15 protein-coding genes are annotated in these 25,515 nt (G+C 63.7%); 7 read left to right on the top strand and 8 right to left on the bottom strand.

Going from position 1 to position 25,515, the window contains the following annotated elements; translation table 11 throughout:
• Positions 1 to 192: 192 nt before the first annotated feature.
• Positions 193 to 1,506, top strand: coding sequence for a glycosyltransferase domain-containing protein (locus BLV92_RS01595; protein ID WP_090730049.1), 1,314 nt, complete (start codon positions 193 to 195; stop codon positions 1,504 to 1,506).
• 30 nt (positions 1,507 to 1,536) lie between these two features.
• Positions 1,537 to 2,406: an FkbM family methyltransferase gene (locus tag BLV92_RS01590; RefSeq protein WP_090541647.1), complete on the top strand. Its 870-nt coding sequence runs from the start codon at positions 1,537 to 1,539 to the stop codon at positions 2,404 to 2,406.
• A gap of 134 nt (positions 2,407 to 2,540) precedes the next feature.
• Here the strand turns inward: BLV92_RS01590 and BLV92_RS01585 are convergent, their stop codons facing one another.
• Both BLV92_RS01585 and BLV92_RS01580 read right to left on the bottom strand, forming a co-directional pair.
• Positions 2,541 to 4,358, bottom strand: a complete 1,818-nt coding sequence (locus BLV92_RS01585; protein WP_090541645.1) for an O-linked N-acetylglucosamine transferase, SPINDLY family protein — start codon at positions 4,356 to 4,358, stop codon at positions 2,541 to 2,543.
• Between the two features lie 221 nt (positions 4,359 to 4,579).
• On the bottom strand, positions 4,580 to 9,175 hold the full coding sequence (locus BLV92_RS01580; RefSeq protein ID WP_110332504.1) for a beta strand repeat-containing protein: 4,596 nt from the start codon (positions 9,173 to 9,175) through the stop codon (positions 4,580 to 4,582).
• 327 nt (positions 9,176 to 9,502) lie between these two features.
• On the opposite strand from BLV92_RS01580, the gene BLV92_RS01575 reads away from it, so the two are divergent.
• The 3 genes from BLV92_RS01575 to BLV92_RS01565 all read left to right on the top strand — a co-directional run bounded on the left by BLV92_RS01575 (position 9,503) and on the right by BLV92_RS01565 (position 13,292).
• Complete coding sequence (locus BLV92_RS01575) at positions 9,503 to 10,306, top strand: glycosyltransferase family 2 protein (protein ID WP_090541641.1); 804 nt, start codon at positions 9,503 to 9,505, stop codon at positions 10,304 to 10,306.
• A gap of 70 nt (positions 10,307 to 10,376) precedes the next feature.
• Positions 10,377 to 11,093, top strand: coding sequence for a glycosyltransferase family 32 protein (locus BLV92_RS01570; RefSeq protein WP_090541639.1), 717 nt, complete (start codon positions 10,377 to 10,379; stop codon positions 11,091 to 11,093).
• Between the two features lie 138 nt (positions 11,094 to 11,231).
• Positions 11,232 to 13,292, top strand: coding sequence for a tetratricopeptide repeat protein (locus BLV92_RS01565; protein ID WP_090541637.1), 2,061 nt, complete (start codon positions 11,232 to 11,234; stop codon positions 13,290 to 13,292).
• Positions 13,293 to 13,479: 187 nt separating this feature from the next.
• Here the strand turns inward: BLV92_RS01565 and BLV92_RS01560 are convergent, their stop codons facing one another.
• The 3 genes from BLV92_RS01560 to BLV92_RS01545 form a co-directional block, all read right to left on the bottom strand.
• On the bottom strand, positions 13,480 to 14,235 hold the full coding sequence (locus BLV92_RS01560) for an FkbM family methyltransferase (RefSeq protein WP_090541635.1): 756 nt from the start codon (positions 14,233 to 14,235) through the stop codon (positions 13,480 to 13,482).
• 872 nt (positions 14,236 to 15,107) lie between these two features.
• A protein-coding gene (locus BLV92_RS01550) for an IS3 family transposase (RefSeq protein WP_090541632.1) occupies positions 15,108 to 16,219 on the bottom strand; the annotation gives its coding sequence in 2 pieces (ribosomal slippage) (positions 15,108 to 15,970 and positions 15,970 to 16,219; 1,113 coding nt in all).
• 30 nt (positions 16,220 to 16,249) lie between these two features.
• Positions 16,250 to 16,702 carry a tyrosine-type recombinase/integrase gene (locus BLV92_RS01545; RefSeq protein ID WP_090541631.1) on the bottom strand — a complete coding sequence of 151 codons (453 nt, stop codon included), beginning with the start codon at positions 16,700 to 16,702 and terminating at the stop codon, positions 16,250 to 16,252.
• Positions 16,703 to 16,759: 57 nt separating this feature from the next.
• On the opposite strand from BLV92_RS01545, the gene BLV92_RS31350 reads away from it, so the two are divergent.
• Together BLV92_RS31350 and BLV92_RS01540 are read left to right on the top strand one after the other, a co-directional pair.
• On the top strand, positions 16,760 to 17,014 hold the full coding sequence (locus BLV92_RS31350; protein WP_143040638.1) for a hypothetical protein: 255 nt from the start codon (positions 16,760 to 16,762) through the stop codon (positions 17,012 to 17,014).
• Between the two features lie 41 nt (positions 17,015 to 17,055).
• On the top strand, positions 17,056 to 18,195 hold the full coding sequence (locus tag BLV92_RS01540) for a tyrosine-type recombinase/integrase (protein WP_090541629.1): 1,140 nt from the start codon (positions 17,056 to 17,058) through the stop codon (positions 18,193 to 18,195).
• A gap of 10 nt (positions 18,196 to 18,205) precedes the next feature.
• Here the strand turns inward: BLV92_RS01540 and BLV92_RS01535 are convergent, their stop codons facing one another.
• The 3 genes from BLV92_RS01535 to BLV92_RS01525 form a co-directional block, all read right to left on the bottom strand.
• A complete protein-coding gene (locus BLV92_RS01535; protein WP_090541627.1) occupies positions 18,206 to 20,545 on the bottom strand; it encodes a S8 family peptidase in 2,340 nt (779 codons plus the stop codon).
• A 14-nt stretch (positions 20,546 to 20,559) separates the two neighbouring features.
• A complete protein-coding gene (locus BLV92_RS01530; protein WP_090541625.1) occupies positions 20,560 to 21,558 on the bottom strand; it encodes an AAA family ATPase in 999 nt (332 codons plus the stop codon).
• A gap of 183 nt (positions 21,559 to 21,741) precedes the next feature.
• Complete coding sequence (locus BLV92_RS01525) at positions 21,742 to 25,515, bottom strand: SNF2-related protein (protein WP_244283730.1); 3,774 nt, start codon at positions 25,513 to 25,515, stop codon at positions 21,742 to 21,744.

The following is a 25,515-nucleotide window of genomic DNA, read 5'->3' as shown; positions in this document are numbered from 1 at the left end:
CGGACTGGACAGGCAGCCCCTAGACTGCGTGCGATACGAAATGGTGGCTCGACGCCTCGCGGCGGCCGCACGCCGCGCCGAATCGTTCCGGCAGGCCCGCGCGCGACACAGCATGGTCAACGCGCCCGCCACGCCGGAAGGCGCGGCCCGCGCGCCGGCCCGCGCGTCGCGCCACCCAACCGACCGAACACCGTGACAGACCTGAATCGAGACGACCCGCTCTCCGCCGCCGGCGGGGAAACCGCTGGCGCCAGCCCGGAAGACGGCAGGAAATGGAAGGCGCTCGCGCTGGAGATGATCCAGAAGGGCAGCTTCGCCGAAGCGCGGACGACGTTCGGCCTCGTCGTGTCGTGCCTGCCCGACGATCAGGAAGCGCAGACGTGGTTCGGCAAGCTGAACGAACTGCACAAGGCAAAGCAGCTGGCCGAGAGCCTGCTGGGCAGCGGCAAGATCGACGCGGCCGCGCAGATCATCGGCGCGCTGCTGGCGGCCGGCTGGAAGGACGCGGGCATGCAGGCCCTCGCGCGCGAGGCGCAGGCCAGCGGCGGCGGCGCGCCGCAAAACGCGGCGGCCGAAGCCGCGCCGCCGTCGCCCGCCGCGCAGGACGACGACTGGGCGCCCGATCTCGCGAAAACCTGCGTCTATACGTGCCTGTTCGGAAACTACGAACAACTGAACGAATTCCCGGACGGGATCGACAGCCGGATCCAGCGCATCTGCTTCACCGACAACCCCGAATTGACCAGCGATAGCTGGACGATTCGCCTCGTCAAACCCGCGTTCCCGATGGATTCGGTGCGCAGCCAGCGCCGCGTGAAGATCCTCGCGCACGAATATCTGCCGCCGGACGTCGAGACGTCGCTGTACATCGACAACACCGTCGTGCTGCACGCGAAACCCGAGACGCTGTTCCGCCAGTACCTGCGCAACGCGGACATGGCGGTGCCGTATCACAGCTTCCGCGCGAACGTGTTCGACGAATTCGTGGTGGTCGCGAAGGCCGGGCTCGACGATCCGGCCCGCGTGTTCGAGCAGTTGAATCACTATCAGATGCTCGAATCGAACGCGCTCGAAGAGCGTCCGTACTGGACCGCGATCCTGCTGCGCCATCATCATCGGCCGGGCGTCCGCGACGCGATGGTGAGCTGGTACAACCACGTGATGCGCTACTCGCGCCGCGACCAGCTTTCGTTCAACATCGCGCTGCACGACGCGAGCGTCGCGGTGCAGCCGATCGTGATCGACAACTACAAGTCGTGGTTCCACAAGTGGCCGGCGGCGTCGAATCGCGACAACGTGAAGCGCAATCGCAGCCTGTCGATGTCGGGCGAGCCGCTGCGCTCGCAGATCCGCTCGGCCGAGATGGACCTTCAGGTCGCGAAGCAGCAGATCGCGGAGCGCGACCGCAAGGTGCTGAGCCTGTCCGCCGCGCTGGCCGAGCGCGACCGGGCCATCCAGAAGTTCAGCCAGACGTCCGCCGAAGCGGCGCAGAAGCAGGAAACCTGAAGCAGACCCCGCCGGCGGAGAAGAAACACCATGGAAAGCAGCACGGTCAGCCCGAGCGCCTACGTCGCGATCAACGGGCAGCGGATGTACGTGAACCCGTCCGACACGCGCGCGCAGCAACTGCTGCGCTCCGGCGGCACGTTCAATCCGCTGTCGGCCGTCATCTGGAAGCGGCTGCTCGCCGCCCTGCGCTGGGATCTGATCGTCGACGTCGGCAGCAACTACGGCGAAATGCTGCTCGAAATCGCGCCGTCGAATCCGGCGACGGTGATCGCGTTCGAAGCGAACCCGACGCTGATCCCGTATCTGACCCGGACCTTGAGCGATGCCGGCCGGAACGCGAAGGTCGAGCCGGTGGCGCTTTCGAACAGCGAAGGCACGGTGACGTTCAATCTGGACGAAACGTGGTCGGGCACGTCGTCGATCGTCGCGGTGCCGGAAACGGCGCGCGGCCATGCGATCCGCAGCATCGAAGTGCCCGCGACGACGCTGGACAACTATTTCGCGTCGGAGACCGCGCGCAACGCGTGCGTCAAGATCGACGTCGAAGGCGCCGAGCAACTGGTGCTGAGGGGCGGCGAACTGTTCTTCGCGCGGCGCGAGAACTGCACGGTGATGATGGAGATCGCGCACCTCGACGCGAAAGTGATCCGCTCAATCTGCACGAGCTGGCGGCTGTACCTGATGAGCCGCCGCACCCATGCGTTCGTCCGCGTCGATCCGGACATGCTCGCGGAACTGGGCTCGCATACGTGGCTGTATCCGCAGGACGCGGTGCTCGTGAGTCCGCGCAGCGGGCTGCGGCTCGCGCAGTCTGACGCGCATCGGCGGTTCTCTGCCGCGCAGGCCTGCGCGTTCGATCTGAGCGTGGAGCTGTCGGGCGCGCGGCCGGCGGCTTAAGCAGCCGACCTTCGCGGCCGACCTTCGCGGGAAACCGGCCCGCCGCTTTTTGCGATCACCGGCCCCGCCGCCGAGCCGGCTTTCGTAGCCGGCCGGCTCGACGCCCCACCCGGCTGCGCACCCAGCCGCACGCATCACGCCGGCATATCGGCAAGCTGCCAGAGCCGCTCTTCGAGATTGCGCACGAAACGCGGCGTATCGAACAGCGGGCCGCTTTCCTTCGCGCTCCGGAGCACTGCGCGCACCTGCTCCAGCGCATGCGGCGTGCTGGCAAGCGCCACGGCCTTTTCCTCGTAATCGCTGAAATTGGTCGTGGTCAGTTCCGCGAGGCCGGCGGCCGTCAGCAATGCGCCGGCCATCCGCGACGCGAACGCGCGCCCCGAACAGGTCAGCAGCGGCAGGCCGGCCCACAGCGCGTCGTTGGCGGTCGTCCCGGCGTTGAACGGGAACGAATCGAGAAACAGATCGGCAATGCCGAGCCGCGCGAGAAACACGTCGGGCGCCGCCCGCGGCGCGAACACGAGACGCTGCCCGTCCACGCCGCGCGCGGCCGCCTCCTTGCGCAGGTTGGCCTCGGCCCACCGGTTGTCAGCGAGCAGCCACAGCACGCTGCCCGGCACCCGCTTCAGGATGTTCATCCATGTGTCGAACATCTCCGGGTTGAACTTGTAGTTGTTGTTGAACGAGCAGAACACGAAACCCTGCCCGGGCAGGCCGCAACTCTCGCGCGACGGCGCTTGCGCGATCACCCGCTGGCGGTCGCTCACCTGGTACACGTCCGGCATGTACAGCATCTTCTCGGTGTAGCAGTGCGCGAGCGTTTCCGGGATCAGGTAGCGGTCCGCGATCACGTAATCGATGAACGGAAACGCGGTGGTCGCCGGCAGGCCGAGGTAGGTGATCTGCACCGGCGCCGGCCGCGCCGCGAGGATGTTCGGCCGCGCGCCGAAGGTCTGGCCGTGCAGGTCGACGAGGATGTCGATCTCGTGCGCGCGGATCAGGCGCGCCGCCGCGTCGTCGTCGAGCTGGTTGATGCGCTCGAAGTGATCCATCGACGCGATCACGCGATCGCGCAACGGGGTGCCGTCCTCCGGCGACCAGCAATAGCCGAACACCTCGAAGCGCTCGCGGTCGTGCAGTTCGAACATCTCGACCGTCAGCATCGACACCGGATGCAGGCAGAAGTCCGACGACAGATAACCGATGCGCAGCTTCCTGTGTCCGTAGCCGCCGCCATCCGACAGCGCGGGCAACGACGCATCGACCTTCTCCTCGACGTAGCGGACCGCCGCGGCCAGCTGCGCGTCGGGGTCGTCGGACTGCGAAATCATCGCGAGCGCCGACGTCGAATCGCGCATCAGCTCCGGGCTCACGCCGGGCACGGGTATGTACACCGGCCATTCGCACGTCTTCGCGCGCAGGAAGATCCAGTGCTGCAGCACGTCGGGCTGGTTCGGATCGACCGCGAGGCACTTGCCGAGCCAGTCGAGCGCGTCGCCGAACTGCCGCTCGGCCTCGTATAGACGCCCGAGGTTCTTCATCGCCATCAGCCGCAGCCCGGCGTTGGCTTCGTCGCGCGGCGACACGGTATGCGCGACCCACAGCCATTCCGCCAGCGCGGACTGCGGCTGCTTGAGCCGCTCGTGGATCATGCCGAGGTTGAAGTGCGGCTGGACGAACGACGGCGACAGTTCGATCGCGCGCCGGTACGCGTGCTTCGCGTCGTCGAGGCGGCCGATCAGGTTACAGGTCGCGCCGAGATTGAACAGGACGAGATGGTTGAACTGCGTCTCGTTGTGGTCGAGCCACGTCTGGAACAGCACGATCGCCAGTTCGGGCTTGCCGGCGTCGCTCAGCAGGTTGCCGTAGTCGATCAGTTCGCCCAGCGCGAGGCTGCCTCGCCAGGCGGCCGAAATCCTGCTTGCGTACTCTGTCTCAGCGTGATTGGTCACTTGATGCTTGAGTGCAGGAGCGCACCCGACTCCTTCTGACTTCCGGGTAGACGAACGCGCCCATCGCTGGCGTCTCGCGCGACGGGCAAGACCAGTGATGGGCGCACTCGCCCAGTATCGCCCGATTCCCCGACGACTGGCCACTCGCGCGGCCCGCCATCGGGGAACGGGGAACTGCTTGCTGCTGTTACTGCTGCTTCGTTACTGCGACTGCGTGCTGCTTAGATCGGCAGTGCCTGCACCTGATCCGTCGACAGCGCATGCACCTGGTCCGCCGTCAGCGCGTGCGACTGGTCGGTCGTCAGCGCGTGCAGCTGGCTGGTGGTCAGGCTCGACACTTCAGCCGTGCTCAGGCCGCCGATCTGGCCGGTCGTCAGTGCGCTGATGCCGGACGTGCCGAGCGCCACGACGCCCGACGTACCCAGCGCGCCGATCTGCGTCGCCGTCAGCGCCTGTACCTGCGCCGTACCCAGCGATGCGACTTCCGACGTCGTCAGACCCGACACTTCGGTCGCGGTCAGACCGGAGATCTGCGCGGTCGTCAGTGCGCCGACGCCTGCGGTACCCAGCGCCGCCACGCCGGCCGAGCCGAGCGCGCCGATCTGCGTAGCCGACAGCGCCTGCACCTGCGCCGTGCCCAGCGCGGCGACGCCCGCCGTGCTCAGGGCGCCGATCTGCGCGGCCGACAGCTTCTGCACCTGTGCCGTACCCAGCGACGCGACCTGCGCCGTCGTCAGGTTCGACAGCTCGGCTGCGCTCAGGCCGGAGATCTGCGCGGTCGTCAGCGCATGGACGCCAGCCGTGCCGAGCGCGACCACGCCGGCCGTACCCAGTGCGGCGACTTGCGTGGCCGACAGCGTCTGCACCTGCGCCGTGCCGAGTGCCGCGACGCCCGCGGTGCTCAGCGCGCCGAGTTGCGCGACCGTCAGCTTCGCCACCTGCGCCGTACCCAGCGCGGCGACTTCCGCCGTCGTCAGGCTCGACACTTCGGCCGTGTTCAGGCCTGCGATCTGCGTGGCCGTCAGCGCGTTCACGCCCGCCGTACCCAGCGCCACCATGCCCGCCGTGCCCAGCGCGGTCAGTTGCGCGGCCGACAGCGCCTGCACCTGCGCCGTACCCAGCGCGGCGACACCCGCCGTGCTCAGGGCGCCCAGTTGCGCGGCCGTCAGCTTCGCCGCCTGCGCCGTGTTCAGCGCGGCCACTTCCGCCGTCGTCAGGTTCGCCACTTCGGCCGTGCTCAGGCCCGCGACCTGCGTCGCCGTCAGCGCGCCCACACCCGCCGTACCGAGCGCCACGACACCCGCCGTACCCAGTGCGCCGACCTGTGCAGCCGTCAGCTTCGCCACCTGCGCCGTACCCAGCGACGCGACTTCCGCCGTCGTCAGGTTCGCCACTTCAGCCGTGCTCAGGCCGGCGATCTGCGCGGCCGTCAGTGCATGGACGCCCGCCGTGCCCAGCGCCACCACGCCCGCCGTACCCAGTGCGCCGACCTGCGTGACCGACAACGACGCCACTTCCGCCGTACCCAGCGCCGCGACGCCTGCCGTGCTCAGCGCGCCGACCTGTGCGGCCGTCAGCTTCGCCACCTGCGCCGTGTTCAGCGCGGCCACTTCCGCCGTCGTCAGGTTCGCCACTTCGGCCGTGCTCAGGCCCGCGACCTGCGTCGCCGTCAGTGCATGGACGCCCGCCGTACCCAGCGCCACGACGCCCGCCGTGCCCAGCGCGGCGACTTGCGTGGCCGACAGTGCCGCCACCTGCGCCGTACCCAGCGCAGCCACACCCGCCGTGCTCAGCGCGCCCAGTTGCGCGGCCGTCAGCTTCTGCACCTGCGCCGTATTCAGCGCGGCCACTTCCGACGTCGTCAGGTTCGCGACTTCAGCCGTACTCAGACCCGCGACCTGCGTCGCCGTCAGCGCGCTCACGCCCGCCGTGCCGAGCGCCACGACGCCCGACGTACCCAGTGCGCCCAGTTGCGCCGCCGTCAGCTTCTGCACCTGTGCCGTGCCCAGCGACGCCACTTCCGCCGTCGTCAGGTTCGCGACTTCCGCCGTGCTCAGGCCGGCGACCTGCGTCGCCGTCAGCGCGTGGACGCCCGCCGTTCCGAGCGCGACCACGCCGGCCGTACCCAGCGCGCCGAGTTGAGCGACCGACAGCGTCTGTACCTGGGCCGTACCCAGCGCGGCGACAGCCGCCGTGCTCAGCGCGCCGATCTGCGCGACCGTCAGCTTCGCCACCTGCGCCGTACCCAGCGCCGCCACTTCCGACGTCGTCAGGTTCGCCACTTCGGCCGTGCTCAGGCCCGCGACCTGCGTCGCCGTCAGCGCGGCAGCACCTGCCGTACCGAGCGCCACGACGCCCGCCGTACCCAGCGCGCCGACCTGCGCGGCCGTCAGCTTCGCCACCTGCGCCGTACCCAGCGACGCCACTTCCGCCGTCGTCAGGTTCGCGACTTCAGCCGTGCTCAGCCCGGCGACCTGTGCGGTCGTCAGCGCGTGAACGCCAGCCGTGCCGAGCGCCACCACACCGGCCGTACCCAGCGCGCCGACCTGCGCGGCGGACAGCGTCTGCACCTGCGCGGTGCCGAGCGCAGCCACGCCCGCCGTGCTCAGTGCGCCGATCTGCGCAGCCGTCAGCTTCTGCACTTGCGCCGTACCCAGCGCGGCCACTTCCGCCGTCGTCAGGTTTGCCACCTCCGCCGTGCTCAGGCCGGACACCTGCGTCGCCAGCAGCGCGCCGACGCCAGCCGTACCCAGCGCCACCACACCGGCCGTACCCAGTGCGCCAAGTTGCGACGCCGACAGCTTCTGCACTTCCGCCGTGCCCAGCGCGGCGACGCCCGCCGTGCTCAACGCGCCGACCTGCGCAGCCGTCAGCTTCTGCACCTGCGCCGTATTCAGTGCGGCCACTTCCGACGTCGTCAGGTTCGCCACTTCCGCCGTGTTCAGGCCGGCGACCTGCGCCGCCGTCAGCGCGCCCACGCCCGCCGTACCCAGCGCCACCACGCCCGCCGTACCCAGCGCGCCGATCTGCGCGACCGTCAGTTTCTGCACCTGCGCGGTACCCAGCGACGCGACTTCCGCCGTCGTCAGGTTCGCGACTTCCGCCGTGCTCAGGCCGGCGACCTGCGTCGCCGTCAGCGCATGGACGCCCGCCGTACCCAGCGCCACCACGCCGGCCGTACCCAGTGCGCCGAGTTGCGCGGCCGACAGCGTCTGTACCTGGGCCGTACCCAGCGACGCGATACCCGCCGTGCTCAGTGCGCCGATCTGCGCAGCCGTCAGCTTCTGGACCTGCGCCGTACCCAGCGCGGCCACTTCCGCCGTCGTCAGGTTTGCCACCTCGGCCGTGCTCAGGCCGGACACCTGCGTCGCCAGCAGCGCGCCGACCCCGGCGGTACCCAGCGCCACGACGCCCGCCGTACCCAGCGCGCCGACCTGCGCAACCGACAGCTTCGCCACCTGCGCCGTACCCAGCGCCGCCACTTCCGACGTCGTCAGGCTCGATACTTCAGCGACGCTGAGGCCGGAGATCTGCGCAGTCGTCAGCGCGCTTACGCCCGCGGTGCCGAGCGCCACCACGCCCGCCGTCCCCAGGGCGCCGAGTTGCGACGCCGACAGCGAGCGGATCTGCGCGGTGCCCAGCGCGGCCACGCCTGCCGTGCTCAGTGCGCCGATCTGGGCAACCGTCAGCTTCTGGACCTGCGCCGTACCCAGCGCGGCCACTTCCGCCGTCGTCAGGTTGGCCACCTCGGCCGTGCTCAGGCCGGACACCTGCGTCGCCAGCAGCGCGCCGACCCCCGCGGTACCCAGCGCCACGACGCCCGCCGTGCCCAGCGCGCCGATCTGCGCCGCCGTCAGCTTCTGGATCTGCGCCGTACCCAGCGCGGCGACACCCGCCGTGCTCAACGCGCCGACCTGCGCGACCGACAGCTTCTGCACCTGTGCCGTGCCCAGCGCCGACACTTCGGCCGTCGTCAGGTTGGCGATCTGCGCCGTGCTCAGGCCGGCAATCTGGGTCGCCTTCAAGGCGCCGACGCCCGCCGTGCCCAGCGCGACAACACCCGCCGTGCCCAGCGCGCCGAGTTGCGCGGCCGACAGCGTCTGCACCTGCGCCGTACCCAGCGACGCCACTTCCGACGTGGTCAGGTTCGCGACTTCCGCCGTGCTCAGCGCGGCGATCTGCGTCGCCGTCAGCGCGTTGACGCCCGCCGTGCCGAGTGCCGCGACACCCGCCGTGCCGAGCGCGCCGATCTGCGCGGCCGACAGCTTCTGAACCTGCGCCGTGCCGAGCGCGGCCACTTCGGAGGTCGTCAGGCTCGCCACTTCGGCGACGCTGAGGCCCGAAATCTGCGCCGTGTTCAGCGCCTTGATGCCCGCCGAGCCCAGCGCCTGCACGCCGGCCGTGCCGAACGCGCCGATCTGGGCCGCCGACAGCGCGCCGATCTGGTCCGAGCCCAGCGCCGCGACGTCGCTCGTCGTCAGATGCGACAGTTGGGTAGCCGTCAGGCTCTTGATCTGGAACGTCTGCAACACGCCGATCTGGCTCGTCGTGAGCCCCACGATGGCGGAGACGTCCAGCGAGCCGAGCTGTCCGGTGGTCAGCGAGCGGACCTGCGCGGTCGCCAGCCCCTGCAATTGGGCGGAGCTGAGCGCGGCGATCGCGGCCTTGCTGAGAGAAACGATTGCCGAGGATTGGATTGCGTCAAGCTGGCTTGTGTTCAAGCCCTTGATGTCCGCTGCGGTCAGGGCCGCGACGTCGGCAGTGCCCAACGCCGCGAACTGCGACGTTGTCAGCGCCTGCACCTGGGCGGCTGTCATTGACGAGATGATTGATACCATGATCCGTTTGGTCCTTTTAATTGTTCAGCGCCATACCTGCCACCCAGTCGTACCGAAAAACGGTCCGCGCAGCCTGCCCGCCCCCCGTTTGGCGTACAGAACGAACACACTCGGCCAGCCAGAACATGACTCAAAGGCAAGAGCCGACGACAGAAGTGTTATCGGCAGCAATTCGGCCGACTTTAGAAAGGCATTTCGAACCTTTCGAACCTCGCGCCACCGCCGGGGCGCCGGATATACTCGCGAAAAACCTGCCCCGGTCAGCCCTCGTTCCGCAGCGGCGCCGGTTCCCGCCACGGAGCAACGATGCCGTCCGCCGCACCCTTTCTTTCTGTCATCATTCCGACGCACAAGCGCCCGGTGCTGCTGGAGCGCGCGCTCGCGTCGATCAAGGCGCAGGCGGGTCCGCTTTCCCATGAAGTCATCGTGGTCGCCGACGAGTGGAATCCCGCCGACGACGAGGTGTGCAGCCGGCTGCTCGGGCCGGACGACATCAAGATCAAACGCAACGGCGAGCGCGGCCCGGCGGCGAGCCGCAATCTCGGCCTCGACCTCGCGTCCGGCCGCTACGTGATGTTTCTGGACGACGACGACGCGTGGCAGCCCGGCCTGCTCGAACAGCTCGCCGCCCGCCCGGAAGTCGCCGCCGGCCGGTTCGTCTATTTCGACTGCGCGGTCGTCACCGAAAGCCGGGCCGCGCCGCAGCCCGTTTTCATCGCGGAGCAGAAACTCGATTTAACGCATCAGCTCAATGAACTCGTTTATGTGAAAAACCAGGTTCATATGTCCTGCTTTGCCTTTCCGCGCCGGCTGATCGGCAATACCCGCTTCGATCCGCATATGCGCGCATACGAGGATTGGGATTTTCTGCTCGCCATTTTCGACAAGGAAATGCCGGTGCATCTGCCGATACAAGGCTCGATCGTGTACGAAGTCGCCGACGCGTCGTCCGACCGCCGGGGCAACAGCGAGGACGCGAACAACTTCAATGCGGTGATGGACTATCTCTATGTGTACCGCCGCCATCCCGCGCGCAGCGAGACGCTGCGGCTGCACAGGCAGAGCCTGATGCAGCAGGTCGGCATGGCGCTGCCGGCGGATCTGCTCTGACGCTCCCCGCAGGCTCAGCGCCGCCCGGCCGGGCGCCCCCCCTTTTTGCGACACCTTTCCCAACGCACCGATGAACACGCCGCCCCTCTCTCACGAATTCGACGGAATCAGCAGCCGCACCGTCTTCTGCCTGTGGACCGGCCCGGAAGTGATGTCCGCGAACCGGATCCAGGCGCTCTGGAGCATCTTTAATCAGGTCGCGTGTCCGGTCGCGCTGGTCAATCAGCATTGCGTCGAGGACTGGGTCAAAAAGGATTACCCGCTGCATCCGGCTTATCCGTATCTCAGTTCCACGCATAAATCGGATTATCTGCGCTGTTATCTGATGCACCATTACGGCGGCGGTTATACCGACATTAAAATCACGACCACAAAATGGCCGCGGTTTTTTGAAACGCTCGAACATTCGGGCAAACTCGCACTCGGTTATACCGAACTCGCGCACGGGCTGCCGCACGTCCAGGGTGAATTCGGCGACCTGCTGCGCAGGTCTCATCACGAACTGATCGGCCTGTGCGCGTTCATTTTCGAGAAACAGTCGCCGCTGACGGAGAAGTGGCTGAATCAGGTCCACGACGTCCTCGACCGCAAGCTGGACGACCTGCAACGGTTCCCGGCGTCGCATCCGCAGGACCAGGCCGGCGTGATCCTGCCCGACGGGACGAAGTCGTCGTACCCGCTGCGATGGGCCGAAATACTCGGCGAGATCCTCCACCCGCTGATGTACGAATACCGCGCCGAGCTGATGCACGCGCCAATCGCGCCCTATTTCGGCTCGTATCGGTGACGGCGGCTGACGGCGGCTGACGGCCGCCCGCGCCGTCTCAAGTTTTCACGCAAACCGGCCGATATCTCGCACTGTGCCTGTGGCCGCACGAACCACGCACGCGGATCCCGCAGACTCATCGCACCGAAAGAGCTTTTTATGGCGAACGAAACCAGCAAGCAGATGTTCCGGCGTAGCAGCGACAGGCGGTATTTCACGCGCTGGCTCGTCGGCGACGGCATCGACGTGGGTTGCGGCCCGGACCCGCTGTCCAACCTGTCGGACTTCTTTCCGCTGATGCGCTCCGTGCGCGGCTGGGACTTGCCCGACGGCGACGCGATGCTGATGGAAACCGTCGCCGACGGTTCGTTCGACTTCGTCCATTCGAGCCATTGCCTCGAACACCTCGTCGATCCGGTGACCGCGCTCCGGAACTGGATCCGCATCTGCAAGCCGGGCGGCCATCTGGTCATCACGATCCCGGACGAGGACCTGTACGAACAGGGCGTGTGGCCGTCGACCTTCAACGAAGACCACAAGTGGACCTTCACGATCCTGAAGAAGGAAAGCTGGTCGCCGCGCTCGATCAATCTCGTCGAGCTGCTCGCGATGTTCGCCGACGACGTCGAGATCCTGAAGCTCGAAAAGCTCGATTCGACGTTCGACTACAACCGCCCCCGCTACGACCAGACGCTGTACGGCCTCGCCGAATCGGCGATCGAGTTCGTGCTGTACAAGCGGCCCCGGTCGTCGACGGTGGCCGCGCCCGCGCTCGACACGAACGCCCATTTCGCGCGCGCGCTCGAACTCCATGAGGCCGGCCGCCTCGAAGAGGCGCTGGAGAATTACAAGGCCGTGCTCGCGAGCGAGCCGGGACACGTGCCGGCGCTGAACAACCTGTCGCTGCTGTTTCCCGGCGAGATCCGCGAGAGCCTGCTGCGCCGCGCGCTGGAATTCAAGGCCGACGACCCGGACGCGCTGCTGAACCTCGCCGCGCACCTCGGCAGCACTCACCGCCTCGCCGAAGCCAGGGATGCGTATCTGAACGCGCTCGCCGTTTCGCCGAACGACCGCCGCGTGATCGCGGGCCTGTGCGAAACCTACGAAGGGCTCGGCGAGCTGGATTCGGCGATCGCGCTGCTCGAAAGCCGCCTCGCGCATTTCGACGATCCGGCCGGCACGTACTGCCAGCTGGGCAAATACTGCGAAAGCGCGAACCGGACCGACGATGCGCTGCGTTACCTCGAACGCGCGATCAGCATCAATCCGGAACACGCCGAAGCGCACATCCTCGCCGGTCGCCAGCATCTGAAGAAGGGCCGCTACGACAGAGGCGCAACCGAACTGAGCTGGATCTGGCACGGCCGCGCGCCGGAGTTCTGCCAGCAGGTCGGCCTGTTCGCGGACGAGGACGGCCGGCTCATCCGCCAGGACGGACGGACCATCGTGCTGTCCGCCGACAGCGGACTCGGCGACACGCTGCAGTTCGTGCGCTACGCGCAGCTTCTGCGCGCGCTCGGCGCGAGCGTCGTGCTCGAATGCCAGAACGAACTCGTGCGGCTGCTGCACAACGCGGAGGGCGTCGACAAGGTCGTGCCGCTCGGACAACTGACCGACACCGGCGACGTGCGGGTGCCGCTGCACAACCTCATCGGCGCGTTCCGCTCGACGCCGGACAACCTGCCGAACGCCGTGCCGTACCTGCACGCGGACGCCGAAGAAGCCGACGCGTGGCGCAAGCGGGTCGAGCCGCTGCCCGGCCTGCGCGTCGGCCTGTGCTGGGCCGGCAGTCCGCAGCACTGGCGCAACCGGAGCCGCTCGATTCCGGTCGAGCAGATCCTGCCGCTGCTCGACCTGCCGGGGATTTCGTTCGTTTCGCTGCAGAAGGACGGGGCGCTGGCCGCGCCGGGCCTGCACGACTGGTCGGCCGACTTCACGGACATGGCCGCGACCGCCGCGCTGATCCAGAACCTGGATCTGGTGATTTCGGTGGATTCGGCCGTTGCGCACCTCGCCGGCGCGCTCGGCCGCCCGGTCTGGCTGCTGAACCGGTTCGACAGTTGCTGGCGCTGGATGGAAGAGCGTCCGGACAGCCCGTGGTACCCGACGCTGACGCAGTTCCGTCAGCAGAGCCCGGAGGACTGGGCGACGGTGCTGGCGGTCGTCGCGACGACGCTGGTGACGCTGGTGAATCAGCGGGAAGCGGCGGCGGTGGGGTGATTGCCCGCCATACGGAAAGGTGTGTTCCGCGCGATTCGTTTTTCAGCGAGGGCCGGGGCATGAAACCGGCCACTTCGCAAAACACTGATTCGAGGCGGGACAGGGTTGATGTCCTGTCCCGCACGATAAGTTCGCGCAGCAGTTACGGTCCGCCGCCTTCAGGCGGCAGCCCGTCCTGCTCCGGGATTCACTGACCTTCGATAGCCGGCAATTCGATGCCGAGACTTGCTTCTTTTTCCCTGGGCACGCAAAACAGGTCGCTTCCCCAGGTCCAGACCTTGTAATCCAGCTGCAGGAAAAAGTTGGCCAGTTGAGCCTTATCGGATTTGATGTACTCGATAAGGGCCACCGGTCGTTCACGCTCGAAGGTTTTGCTCGCGCCGACGAGCACGTCGTACTCCATCCCCTCGACGTCGATCTTCGCGAAGCAGATCTGCCGATAGTCCATGTCGTCGATTCTGATTTGCGGCACGTTTTCGGTGGACGGCAGGCGTGGCTGATGAAGCCTCTCGGTCTGGTTGGCGCCGAATTCGACGCTGCCGAAGTTCATTTCGCTGTGGTAATCGAAATGCGGGATCGGAATGTCCTCGACGCCGTTCCCCACGCAGGCGTGGTGAACATAAAGGTTCTCGATGCTGTTGATCGCGGCCGAACCGCAAATCATATAGGCGAGCATGCGCTGCCCCTCGAATGCGTGAACGCTCCCTCCGTTTGGCATGAGCGCCCTTGCGCAACTCAACGAGTACGCCCCGAAATTAGCGCCGATGTCGAGCATTACGCTTCCACTGGGCGCCCGCTCGCATAGAAACGAGGCTATCTCGATCTGGCGGACGTCATATGCCGCCCCGGTCTTTATCAAGGCATTGCTCTGGTTGATGTCGTGCCTGTTGACGAGCATCTGACCATAGACCGTAGGCAATACGATTGTGTAGGGAAGCTTCACGGCTGTCTCATTGATTGGATAAAGCGACGCTCAGGGACACCTGCGGATGCGCGTACCCGGGTCGTTATGGGTGACGGTGACAGCCATTATGGCAAGCGGGTGCAAATTCAAACTCCCGAACATCCTCCAAAAGACGGTGCTGTTTGATGGTGGGCTTGGTGCCCGGGGTTCGGATCGCTTACCGCCCGTTGCGTGGATCGGGTCGGTGGCATGGTGCGTCGTGTTCGGCGATTTCACGCGCCGCTCCGGTTCAACCAAGACGACACAACGGGTAGCCATGCAGCGCCGATCGCTCGGGTGAACGCGGCGGGTGTCGCGACACAAACAGGGCTCAGCGGGGATCGAAAAAAACTGCGAGAGGCCCGTTAGACAAGGCATTGAGGGGCGCCACCTTCTTGCGGGTACGACGTGGGAGGTAACGATCTTTTCGCTGTAGTTTTTTGCAAAAAATTATTATGGGAGCGGTGGAGGGTCGAACTACCGACCTTCGCATTGCGAAGCGTGTGAAAGATGGTGCCTTTCCCGCCCCACTAAAGCTCGGCCCGGGTTCAACCGGATGGCGCGTCGCCGACATTGACGCTTTTTTAGCATCCCCCAGCAACGTGTGGGGGATGGACGCACGGAGCAGGCGAAGACTCCCGCGCCTTTCGGCGCAGAAAGAAAGACGTTCAGCGGAAACGAATCGTCCTTGAAGTACTAGCTCATCAGGCGGGCACACACTTCATCTTTTAAGCATCCATTTTGACGGATACCGGCATCGCGGTTTCAAGATTACCGCGCTCTTTGATGCGGTGCAGGCAACGCACAACCTCGGTCGGTTTGATCTCCTCCACCGAAAGTCACCCTGACCTGCCTGATTTCTTCGGACCGTTTCAATCTTGGAGAACGGCCTCGGTTGCTTTAGTTGAACAATGTCGCTGCTTAAACTCGTTGGGCGTCAGGTAGGCCAGGCTCGAATGCGGCCGGATTGCATTGTAGTGACGCCGCCATTGCTCAATTACGACCTTGGCTTCGACCCGTGTCCGAAACCATTCCTGGCTCAGACATTCGTCCCTGAACTTGCCGTTGAAGCTCTCGTCAGCGCCGTTCTGCCATGGCTTGCCGGGATCGCTCAACGCCATATCCATGCCGTTCTGGGCAGCCCATTTCAGAATGGCGCGTGACACGAACTCCGGCCCGTTGTCCGAACGCAGATAACGCGGTGCACCATGCAGGCTGACCAGCCGTGACAACACTTCGATCACCCGTCCCGAGCGAATCGACCCTGCCACATCGATGGCCAGGCATTCGCGCGTGTATTCGTCGATCACCGTCAGACACTTCAATTGCTGACCGTTGGCGCAGGCATCGAACACAAAGTCATAGGCCCAGACGTGCCGTGCCGCCGTGGCCGGCTGAGGCCGAGGGCGGTGCACAGACACCCGCCTGCGTGGGCGCTTGCGGGGCACCTGCAAGCCCGCGAGCCGCCACAGTCGCCAAGCCCGGTCGGCGCTCATCGGATGGCCTTGCCGATCCAGAAAAATCTGGATGCGACGGTAACCGTAACGCGGATACTGTGCCGACAGAACACACATCGCCGCCAGCACCGGCGCATCACGCCCGGCCAGCTTCGACTCGTAATGCAGCGCCGACCTCGCGACCGACATCAGCGCGCACGCTCGCCGCTCCGACAGGCCCCGCGCTTTCGCGTAGGCAACCTGCTGACGGCGAGCGGGCGCGCTCACCACTTTTTTGCGTTGATCTCCTTCATCACATCGAGTTCGAGATCACGCTCCGCCAGCATCTTCTTCAGTCGCGCATTTTCCTGCTCAAGCTGCTTTAGTCGCTTCACATCGGCTGCCTCCATCCCGCCGAAATGCTGACGCCAGTTGTAGATCGTCTGCTCGCTGATCCCGTGCTTCTTCGCCACCTCGGCGACCGGCGCCTTGTCAGCGTCGCGCAGGATCGTGACCATCTGCTCTTCCGTGAACCGGCTCTTCTTCATGACTTCCTTTCTCCGTTGGAAGCCATTCTCTCAACTTTCAACTGGTCCGAAAATCGCCCGGCAGGTCAACCCTACCCAGGGAAACACGTGCAGCTCCAGATAACGGATGATTTTCTCGGCGTAATTGGCAGACCACTGGCGATCCTTTTCCGACGCCTTATGCCATTCTCGGGCCACCAATTCAAACGTATTGAGCCGAGCTGCCTTCTCTTGCTCGCGCTTCTCGCGCCGAACTTTTTGAGGGTCGATCCCGTCTTCTCGCCGCTTCATTTCCTCACGGGCTTTTCTACGAGCCTCCGCAAGCGAAATAATCGGGTATCGGCCGAGCCCTAACTTGATCTCTCTTCCGTCGCGTTTGTAGCGGTAGATCCAGACCTTACGCGTCTGTCGAATCCGAAGGTACAGCCCATCGCCATCTGGCAGGAAATATTCCTTCTCGCGAGGCTCCGCGTGCTTGATCTGCAACTCGGTGAGCTGGCCCATGGTGTACCCCAGAATCGAAGTCGAGGAAAAACCATTTTGGGGTACACCGAAGGGCACATGCAAACGCCGGATTTCTTCGGATCAGCTCGGCTTTCCCCGGACGCAAAAATCCCGCAACGCCTTATCCGGCGGGGCTTTTCAGGATTTCAGGGGATGTCTGCGGAAATAGGGATGGTGCGCCCGGCTGGGATCGAACCAGCAACCCCTGCCTTCGGAGGGCGGGAATATGGGTCCACGGCCATCCACGAACATCCAGAACGCCACCCCAATCTATTGATTTTATTCGAAAATATGAACATTGCCGTCCAATGAGATCCAGCTTAAAATTTCCGTACCATTTCCGTACGAAAATCATGGCTACCTCTATCGTCAGCAAGACCTCACGCGACAAGCTTCCCCCGCGCCGGGAACCCTACTTTGCTCGGGTTCAATCCGGTCTCTACGTCGGGTTCCGTAAGCTCGCCGAGGGAGATGGAACCTGGGTTGCTCGCAGACGCAACGAGGCGGGCAAGCAAGAATACAAAGCGCTCGGCACCCTCCCGAGCTTCGATGATGCGGCGAAGGCTACCCTCGAATGGTCGAAGGCGGCAGACGCCGGGGTGTCCACCAAGACCACGACCGTCAAGGATGCCTGCGAACACTACGTCAAGCATCTCGGGCTGCACAAAGGCGCCTCCAGCAAATCGGACGCCGAGGGCCGTTTCAAACGGTTGGTCTACGACAGCAAGCTCGGGCGCATCGATCTATCAAAGCTGCGTACCTCGCACGTGAAGGACTGGCTCGCCGAGCAAATCAACGCAATCGAAGAATCTGCCGAGGACGAAGACGACCTCCGGCGTGCCAAGGATTCGGCAAATCGCAACCTTGCGTCGTTGAAAGCAGCCCTGAATCTTGCGCTACATGATCGCCTCGTTGCGACCGACGCGGGATGGAAAACGGTCACGAAGTTCAAAGACGTCGGGCGGCGTAGGCAGTCGTTCCTACCAGCAGATCAGCGAAGCGCGCTGATTGAAGCGTGCGCCGCAGACATCCGGCAGCTAGTCAAGGCAATGCTCTTTACCGCAGCTCGGCCTGGAGAGCTTGCCAAAGCCAGCGTCAAACACTTCGACCGGCAACAAGGGACCCTCGCCCTTGACGGTAAAACCGGCCATCGAATCGTGTCCCTTTCGTCGTCCGCCATCCAGTTCTTCAAAGAACAAACCAAGGACAAGATCGCCGACGCTTCGATTTTCACAACCGAGTATGGTCAACGCTGGAACAAGGATTCGTGGAAAAAGCCCATCAAGGAAGCGGCCAAGGCTGCCAAGCTTCCACCCACGATCGTAATGTACTCTCTTCGACACACCGCAATCAGCGAGATGATTGCGAATGGCATCGATAGTTTTGAAGTTGCGCGCATGGCGGGTACGTCAACGGAGATGATCGACAAACACTACGGACATCTTCGGCATGACAGAATGCGGGCGAAGCTGGATGCGATTGGGATCTTGTAAAAACAAGCCCTCATGCCCGCACGCGCACGCGAATTTGTTGGTAGAGCCGAATGTCCTGCTCGTGACTAATTTCGACAACCACCGCGAAGCGTTGGCTCTGCACGAGCTCCTGAGCCCACCCACTTTCGCAGCGCACCACTAGATAGTAGCGATCACCATAGACCGAGACGTCGCGCTGAAAGGTAACCGAGGCGCACTGAAGGGTTGCCTTTTCACGGGTTTGAGGACCCGGCTCAAGCTTGCAAGCATAGCGAGCTGCCATTTCTGGCACGGCACCTTCGACAGCCACATTCCGCCGTCGATAGTGCTCGAACACCTCCTCAGCATCGCACCCCCTGATCAGGCGAAAACTCATTCCGATTCCCGCATAGTCCGTGCGTGTATGCCTCACCGGTGGGTCAAAGGCTAGGCTCACCTTAACCGTGCGTCGTCCGGGGGTTTGTTGAAAATCAGCTGGAATCGGTACTTCGTAAACGGCGAAATGATCAATCGCAAGCTCATCCTCGGCGTAGAGAACAACCCTTGCGTCGTCTGAATACGCAGCGCGCTCCAGATCCACAAGCCCATGCCCACACACTTGGTCAATAGCGTCGGCACCCAGCAGGCCGAGACGATCCGACGCTTCAGTCGGAACTCGAGCGGCCCCAACCAGAAGTGCACGCACGAGGTTAGCTGAGGCGTTCGGCAAAAGCGAAAGAATCTGGCTTGCCTTGAATGCAACAGTAGGGGCTGCGTATGAGGTACCCGAACGCGCTGTAAACAGCTGTTCAATCGGCAGATGGTGCAGGGAGACTACGCCAGCACTCGGAAGGTCGTCACCATTGCGCAGACTTGCGGTAACGGCGTCGAACACCATCGTGCCGCCAAAGTCAACGAGATCCGGCTTGACCGACCCAGCGATCCCGGGTCCCACCCGTGTGAACGGTGAAGGCTCAAGTGCGCCCGTGATCGGACGTACACGAACGTCATCAGCCAGTTCCGGCGCGATGCCTGTACCGTGCGACAGCGCGCCCACAGTCACTACATTCATCGCACCTGCGGGTTCAAGAAACCGGTTAGCAGCTTCGACAAGATAGTCCGGATATTCGGTTACCGCCTGCTCGACACGATTGCCGCCACGAGGATACCGGTTGCCTGCCGAAACGACGATCACCAGGTCAAGCTCACGAACCAGCTCGTCCAGCGTGGCCGCCCACGCCCCGACCTTACCGCCGTCGTAATGAAGCCGCTTGTCTCCCAACGCGATGACGAAGATCCTGCAGCCGAAACGGCGATGCAGTGTCGTGATCGCTTCGCGCATTTGGGACGGAACCAAGCGCCGATTGTCGAAGCCACCTTGGTCATTGACTACTTTGGCGGAACACAAGCGCGCTCCGCGGTTCAACGTCCCCGCCGCGAGTTGCCCCTTGATGTCGCCAAAAACGGCAATGCCGCCGACGCGAGTTCCATGACCCCATACATCCGCGGTACCGAGGGTCTCAGGGACTCCAATCGCTCCCACCAGAATGTCTTCGATGAGCGGGTGATCATTAATGCCACTGTCTATAACACCGATCAGCGGCGCATCAGCGTCCAGGCGGTTCAGATCGGGAATGCCAGCGAGGTCTAAAGCCAAGGCCTCCGCCATGCCCATGTCTGGCTGTGGCGGGAGGTCGATGTTTGCGACGACGTCGATACCCAGCAGCGCCCTGACTACCGGACCCTCGACGACCATTCTCAACATCGAGATTGACGGGCCGATGTAGCGATCTAGCACCTCGCCACCACGGGCAGCGATGTACGCGCCGATCTCATCAAGCTTCCGCTCCCGTAGATCGCGCCGGCCGAAATCCCACAGCTCAAGGTCGAGCGTATACCGCTGCCCGTCAACAAAGTCTGTTTCGACTGCGAATCCGTCTTCTCGCAACTTGACTCCAATCCTGTCGCGAGGCTCTACGCCTCCGATGGATTCGATGTTTGCAACAAACGCAGCGTAGGCAGGGTTAATTTGTCCCGCCGGTACGCCCTGCGCGTAAAGATTCAGTCGCTGTCGAAAATCACGCAGGTCGTCGGTATCGGCGAAAAGAACAAGGGAGCGATCGGCGTCAGAAGACAACACCGTGAGTCCCAGCCCTTCCCAAGCGCCTTCTTGCAGCGCACCAGCCATTCGGACGCGCAGAATCAGCGCCGGATCAACGAACTCCGGTCGACGCCGCGCACGCTGCGCAGCGATCGTGTTATCGAGTTCAACTGATAGACGCGCACTGTGGGTGCGCGGGTCGCGCTGCGGAGGAGGTCCGCCGCCCCCATGCTTTCTGCGCTCGAATTGCTCGGGCAGGCGAACCAGACGCAAGTGTTCGTAGTGGGGCATCTGTGCGGATGCCGTTATGTAGTTTCGTTCATCCGCTCACGCCCCGCCTTGCGACGGCGCTCGTCGTCGAGCGCAATCCTGAAGTCACGCTCGCTCACCTCTTTCCTGCGGTCTATGACGCCTGCTTTGATCGCCTGGACGCATATCCTTTCGATTTCGGCGTATGAGTACCCAGACAGCTTCGGGCCAAATGAGATCGGATCGAACGTAATTTCGACGTTCTTGAATTTCATTCGCAAGAACTGCCGGATCATGCGGGTATCCGGCCGGTCGAACCAGATCACCTCGTCAAAACGTCGCCAGATTGCTGGGTCTAGTGCCTGACCGAGATTCGTGGCCGCGACGAGGAATCCCTTCGGCTCGATCCTATCGATAAAGATGAGCAGACTATTGACAACCCGACGCAGTTCGTTGTGTTCGGACGTGTCGTCGCGCGAACGAGCGAGTGCATCGAACTCGTCGAGGAACAGCACGCACGGATGCTTGCGCGCGAAATCGAAAATCTTGCGGACGTTCGATGCCGTCTCGCCCAGATAAGACGAAATCAGCCGATCAAGCTTGACGATATAGAGGGGCAGTCCGAGTTCACTCGCAAAAACCTCAGCACACAGTGTCTTTCCGCAGCCGGGCGGTCCACAAAACAACAGCTTGGAGCGGACCGGCAGCCCCTTCCTGAGGATTTCGTCCGAACGTCGAAACTCCTTCATCAAACCGAGGAATACTCGGACGTTGGCAGGTGCGAGAGCAATGTCCTTGTGGGTCCGGTTCGGCTCAATTTTCTCGACGAATTCGCCGGCCGCATCCGGAAACGGTATCAGCGGCGCCAGCGTTTTAGGCGTCTTCGTTTCCTTGGCGACTGCAGACGCGTTGTCGAGGGTGCGGCGCAGCGAGCGAGCGAGCACCCGATTGTTCTTCTGCTCTTCTTCCAGGATGATCTGCTCGGCGACGGCTCGGAACTCGTCGTCCTGCCCGTAACTCGCGAGCAACTTTTTCATCAGTTCGCCGCGTGCCATTTCAGATCCTCAACGTTTTTGTTCCCGCCAGAATTATACGCGATTGCCGCGGTCAACCCGATCGCCGTCGGGGCTCGCGCCGAACCCATCCATTGTTGATCGGCAGCGGCCATTGCCTAGACATCGTATCTGCCGCCGAACTTCGCTTTGGTAACGACGCCTGCTTAGACGATGGCAATCCGGTCACACGGCGCCCCAACCAGCGAGCAGAAACCTCTCAAGCTCGCCGCGCTTCATTGGATGGAGTGCGAGCATTTCCGCGAGATGGTTGCCCTCGATCAACTCCACGTTCAAAACTCCCGCTTGGTGTCTCGCGGCCTGATTGAAGCGTCGGTTGGTAACGGCCACCATCGAGAAAGTGATTCCAGGGTAGCGAGCCGCGTATGAGGCCCGTCCAGCAGAAACATCTCGGACCCCCTCCCACCCAAGCTCCTTATCTTCGACGGTCGAGCTTTTGCACTGGATCAACGCGCCTTCGCTGCGCTTAATGGCGACTACATCGACACCGCCGTCGCCCACACGCTTAGTCTTGATGGTCCGCGCATAGCCCATCTTGGTCCACAACAACGCGCAGAAAGCTTCGAAGGCGTCGCCATCGAGTGCGCCGACGTCGTCGGCCGTGAGAGGCTCATTGCTGAACGCATTGCCACCATCGGGAGCCTCCAAATCTCCAAAGTCAGCAGGGCTCACATCCCCTGCCCCGTTAAGCATGTCGGTCGAAAGCGCTCGCTTCTTGTTGAGCAGTGTGTCGAGTTTTGCGTCGAACGTCAGAAAATCGTGAGCCACCACCACAGGGTAATAGACATGGACATTGCGCTCTTGGCCAATGCGATAGGCGCGGTCCGTTGCTTGGTCCTCCTTAGCCGGATTCCACGTCCGGGTGAAGTGGATGACGTGGTTGGCCGCCTGGATGTTCACGCCAAACCCCACCGCAAGCGGTGAAAGCACAATCACGCCGAAGCCCGGCGTCTCCTGAAACGCCTTGATCCGCCTTTGACGATTGTTGGCGTTGGCAGAGTCCGCCGATGTGTCGCCGTTGATCACGTCGGGGACGAAGCCGAAGCGATCCGATATGGCCCGCTGCAATGTCCGTTGCAAATCCCTGAACTCGCAGAACACAATGGCCTTCTCCCCCGCCTTCTTGATCTCTTGCAGATGTCCCAGCATCCACGCCATCTTGGGCGAGTTCCGCTCGACGTCAGCGAGCGGCTCCGACTCGGTGGAAAGATGGCCGGGCGATCTGGGATCGGAACAGAGCCGGCGCAAGTATTGCAAAAGCCCCAACGGAGATTGCATCCCTGTCGCCTGGCGCCCGCCCGACCTCGACCTAAACTGCGCAACGGCGTCTGCATAGAGCGCGCGCTGGCGCTGAGACAGGGGCAATGCGCGGCACCCCTCGAATTCGATCTTCTTGGGCAGGTCCTTGGCGACTTCCGCCTTGGTACGCCTGAGTTTTTGCGGTTCGATCAAGCCCCGCAGCTCTTCGAGGCGGGCCTTTTCCTCGTCGGTCTCGGACTCGATTGGCCTACGATATTTAGAGCCGAAGTCCTTCAACGCGCCGAGCAGCCCCGGCTGAATGAAGTCGAAGAGACACCAGATGTCAGTGAGGGTGTTCTCCACGGGCGTTCCTGTGCAGGCGATTTTCAGCCTGGCGTTTTGCTTTTTGGCAGCGCGAGTCACCAACGCGTTGGGATTCTTGATCTTCTGCGCTTCATCGCAAATCATGGCCGACCAACGCTGCGCCGCCAACGAAAACTCTAGATCGCGAAGCGTCTCGTAGGTCGTCAGGACCACGTTCGCGGAGCCGAGCCATCCCGACGACAGCAGCTTGGGCGACCCCGCCTCGACAAGCCCTTCGTCGAGCGCTGACTTGGGCACCCTCTTGGACGCCAGGTCCGGGCCATACAGCGTCAGGACCTTCATTGCGCCCGGCGCAAAAAACTTGGCGATCTCCTCCTTCCAGTTCTCGAGCAGCGAAACCGGCGCCACAACCAGAAATGGATCGATGCCGGTCTCTCGTTCGATGGCTGCGGCCATGAACGTGAGTAGTTGGATGGTCTTGCCAAGCCCCATGTCGTCGGCGAGCAGAGCGCCCCGGCAAGCGGTGGGCGAGTGCCGCCACAAATGCTGAAGCCACGCGACGCCATCAAGCTGGTGCTCTTTGAGCTCAATGTGGCTGAGCATGGCGGATGGCAACGCGGCGGGCTCGACGGGGAGAGCAAGGATTCCGCGCCGTTCCTCGTAATCCAGAGCGTCGACGTTGGGCTTGACGACCAGCCCCTTGCGCTCGGAGGCACGCCCCTTGGCGGTCGGCTTCTTCGGGTCGAATGTTCCCTTCGAAACATCTTCACGAACCTGCCCCAAGGTTTCCAGGGCGTCGACCGCCCATGTAACCGGCACCGGCTTGGGGCAACCCGGAAACTCGAAAGTCTCGCGCTTTTCTTGGCGAGCCTTGTTGAGCTCTTCTCGAAAGCTTTTCAGATTCCTGTCGTCCAGCGCGATGGCAACCGTCTCACCACCGCCCTCAGGCTCAAAGCACAAACCCAAATCGACATTTTCGGGAAACCACCCGGCGTCCTCGCTCTTCTTGGCGATGAAAGGCGAGTAATAGGGCTTCTCGACCCCAAAGCCGCCCACGCGCTCGGAGTATTTCGAAAGGTCGAAGATGTCGGCCGCGCTTATGAGGCCTGGGCGTCGCCAGTCGTTCAGCGCGCCGCGCAACAAAGCCACCTGAGCTGGCGTGTCGCCCAAGATCTCGAGGTCGAAGCCCTGCCAGTGACAGCACTGCGCACCAGCCGCTATTTTGCCGTCGAGTTTTTTGAGAAATGCGTCTAACGCGACCGGGCCTTCGAACTTCAATTGTTCAGCTCGGACTGCGCCCCGAAGTGTCTCCTCGACGACAAGCGACACCTCGTACGGATGACCTTTATCGTCGCGTGACACCTTGGCGGTGAAGCGTGCGAACACGATGCCGGCATCCTCTCTCGCGCGCTCGAACTGCTCGGGGTCAATAACCTTGGCGGCATCCGGCCCCAAGGTGGCGAATGGGTTGCGGACAAAAGCCTCGGCGCGCTCCCCTGCGATGCGCCGGCCAGGCATGCGTCTGATTTCCCGCAGCACCGTCCGCGCCTCCTCCGACAACAGCACATGCATCAGGCCGTTGCCGTCTGGAATTTCATAGCGCTCCGGCACTGCGTCGAAGCGATCGAACAATTCGAGCCAGCGCGGTGGCGCGCCATCGAATCCCGGCATCACCTCCACCAGTTTGTCGCCAATCACGTCGCCCTTGCGGAGGTCGATTCGCAAACGCTCGGGCGTCAGGACCACTGTCTTGCGCAGATAGTCGGTCAGGTCAGCGCCCGCGCGAGAAGCATGGCCCCGGATGGTCGACCAATCCCGCTTGTTGACATCCGGCGTGCGATCCTCAGCCTTGCGGTTTCGCTGCTCAGCGATAGCCTGCGCCATTCGCCAAGCCGCCTCTGGCAGGATCGCAGGCTTGCCCCCCGCAGTCAGCACGGCGCCCTCGATGCCTACGTTTCCATTTGGTCGCTGCCCATGGGGATCGAGCCACCCTTGAATGCTGACCGAAAAATTGGCATCCGTGAGCGTGCCGTTGCTTGACAGGATCGGCTTCCACGCCTTCTGCCCCGGCAACCCCAAAAGACCGAGAGCGTCGCAGTGCTCCGGAGATTCCAGCAGCGTGTAGTAGTTCGACCACGAGAGGCTGGCGCCATCGGCATGCAATTCAGTGAACCCCTCCTCTTCTAGCTGGCGAAGCAGAAGCACAAGCTCGGCGCCCACCGCAAAGGACATCGGCTGCGAAAGCCAATTATCGAACACCGGCTCGGGACGGAAATATGCTCCGTCGCGGTCCCAAGAAACCAACAGCGTGGCGGGTCTCTTTGCCGGAAGGCTTGCCGCGGCTTTGTCTTTTGATTTGAAAGGCGACCAGACCAT

Origin of the sequence: Paraburkholderia caballeronis (assembly GCF_900104845.1) — a bacterium.
GTDB lineage: Bacteria > Pseudomonadota > Gammaproteobacteria > Burkholderiales > Burkholderiaceae > Paraburkholderia > Paraburkholderia caballeronis.
This window is presented reverse-complemented; position numbering and strand designations above follow the sequence as displayed.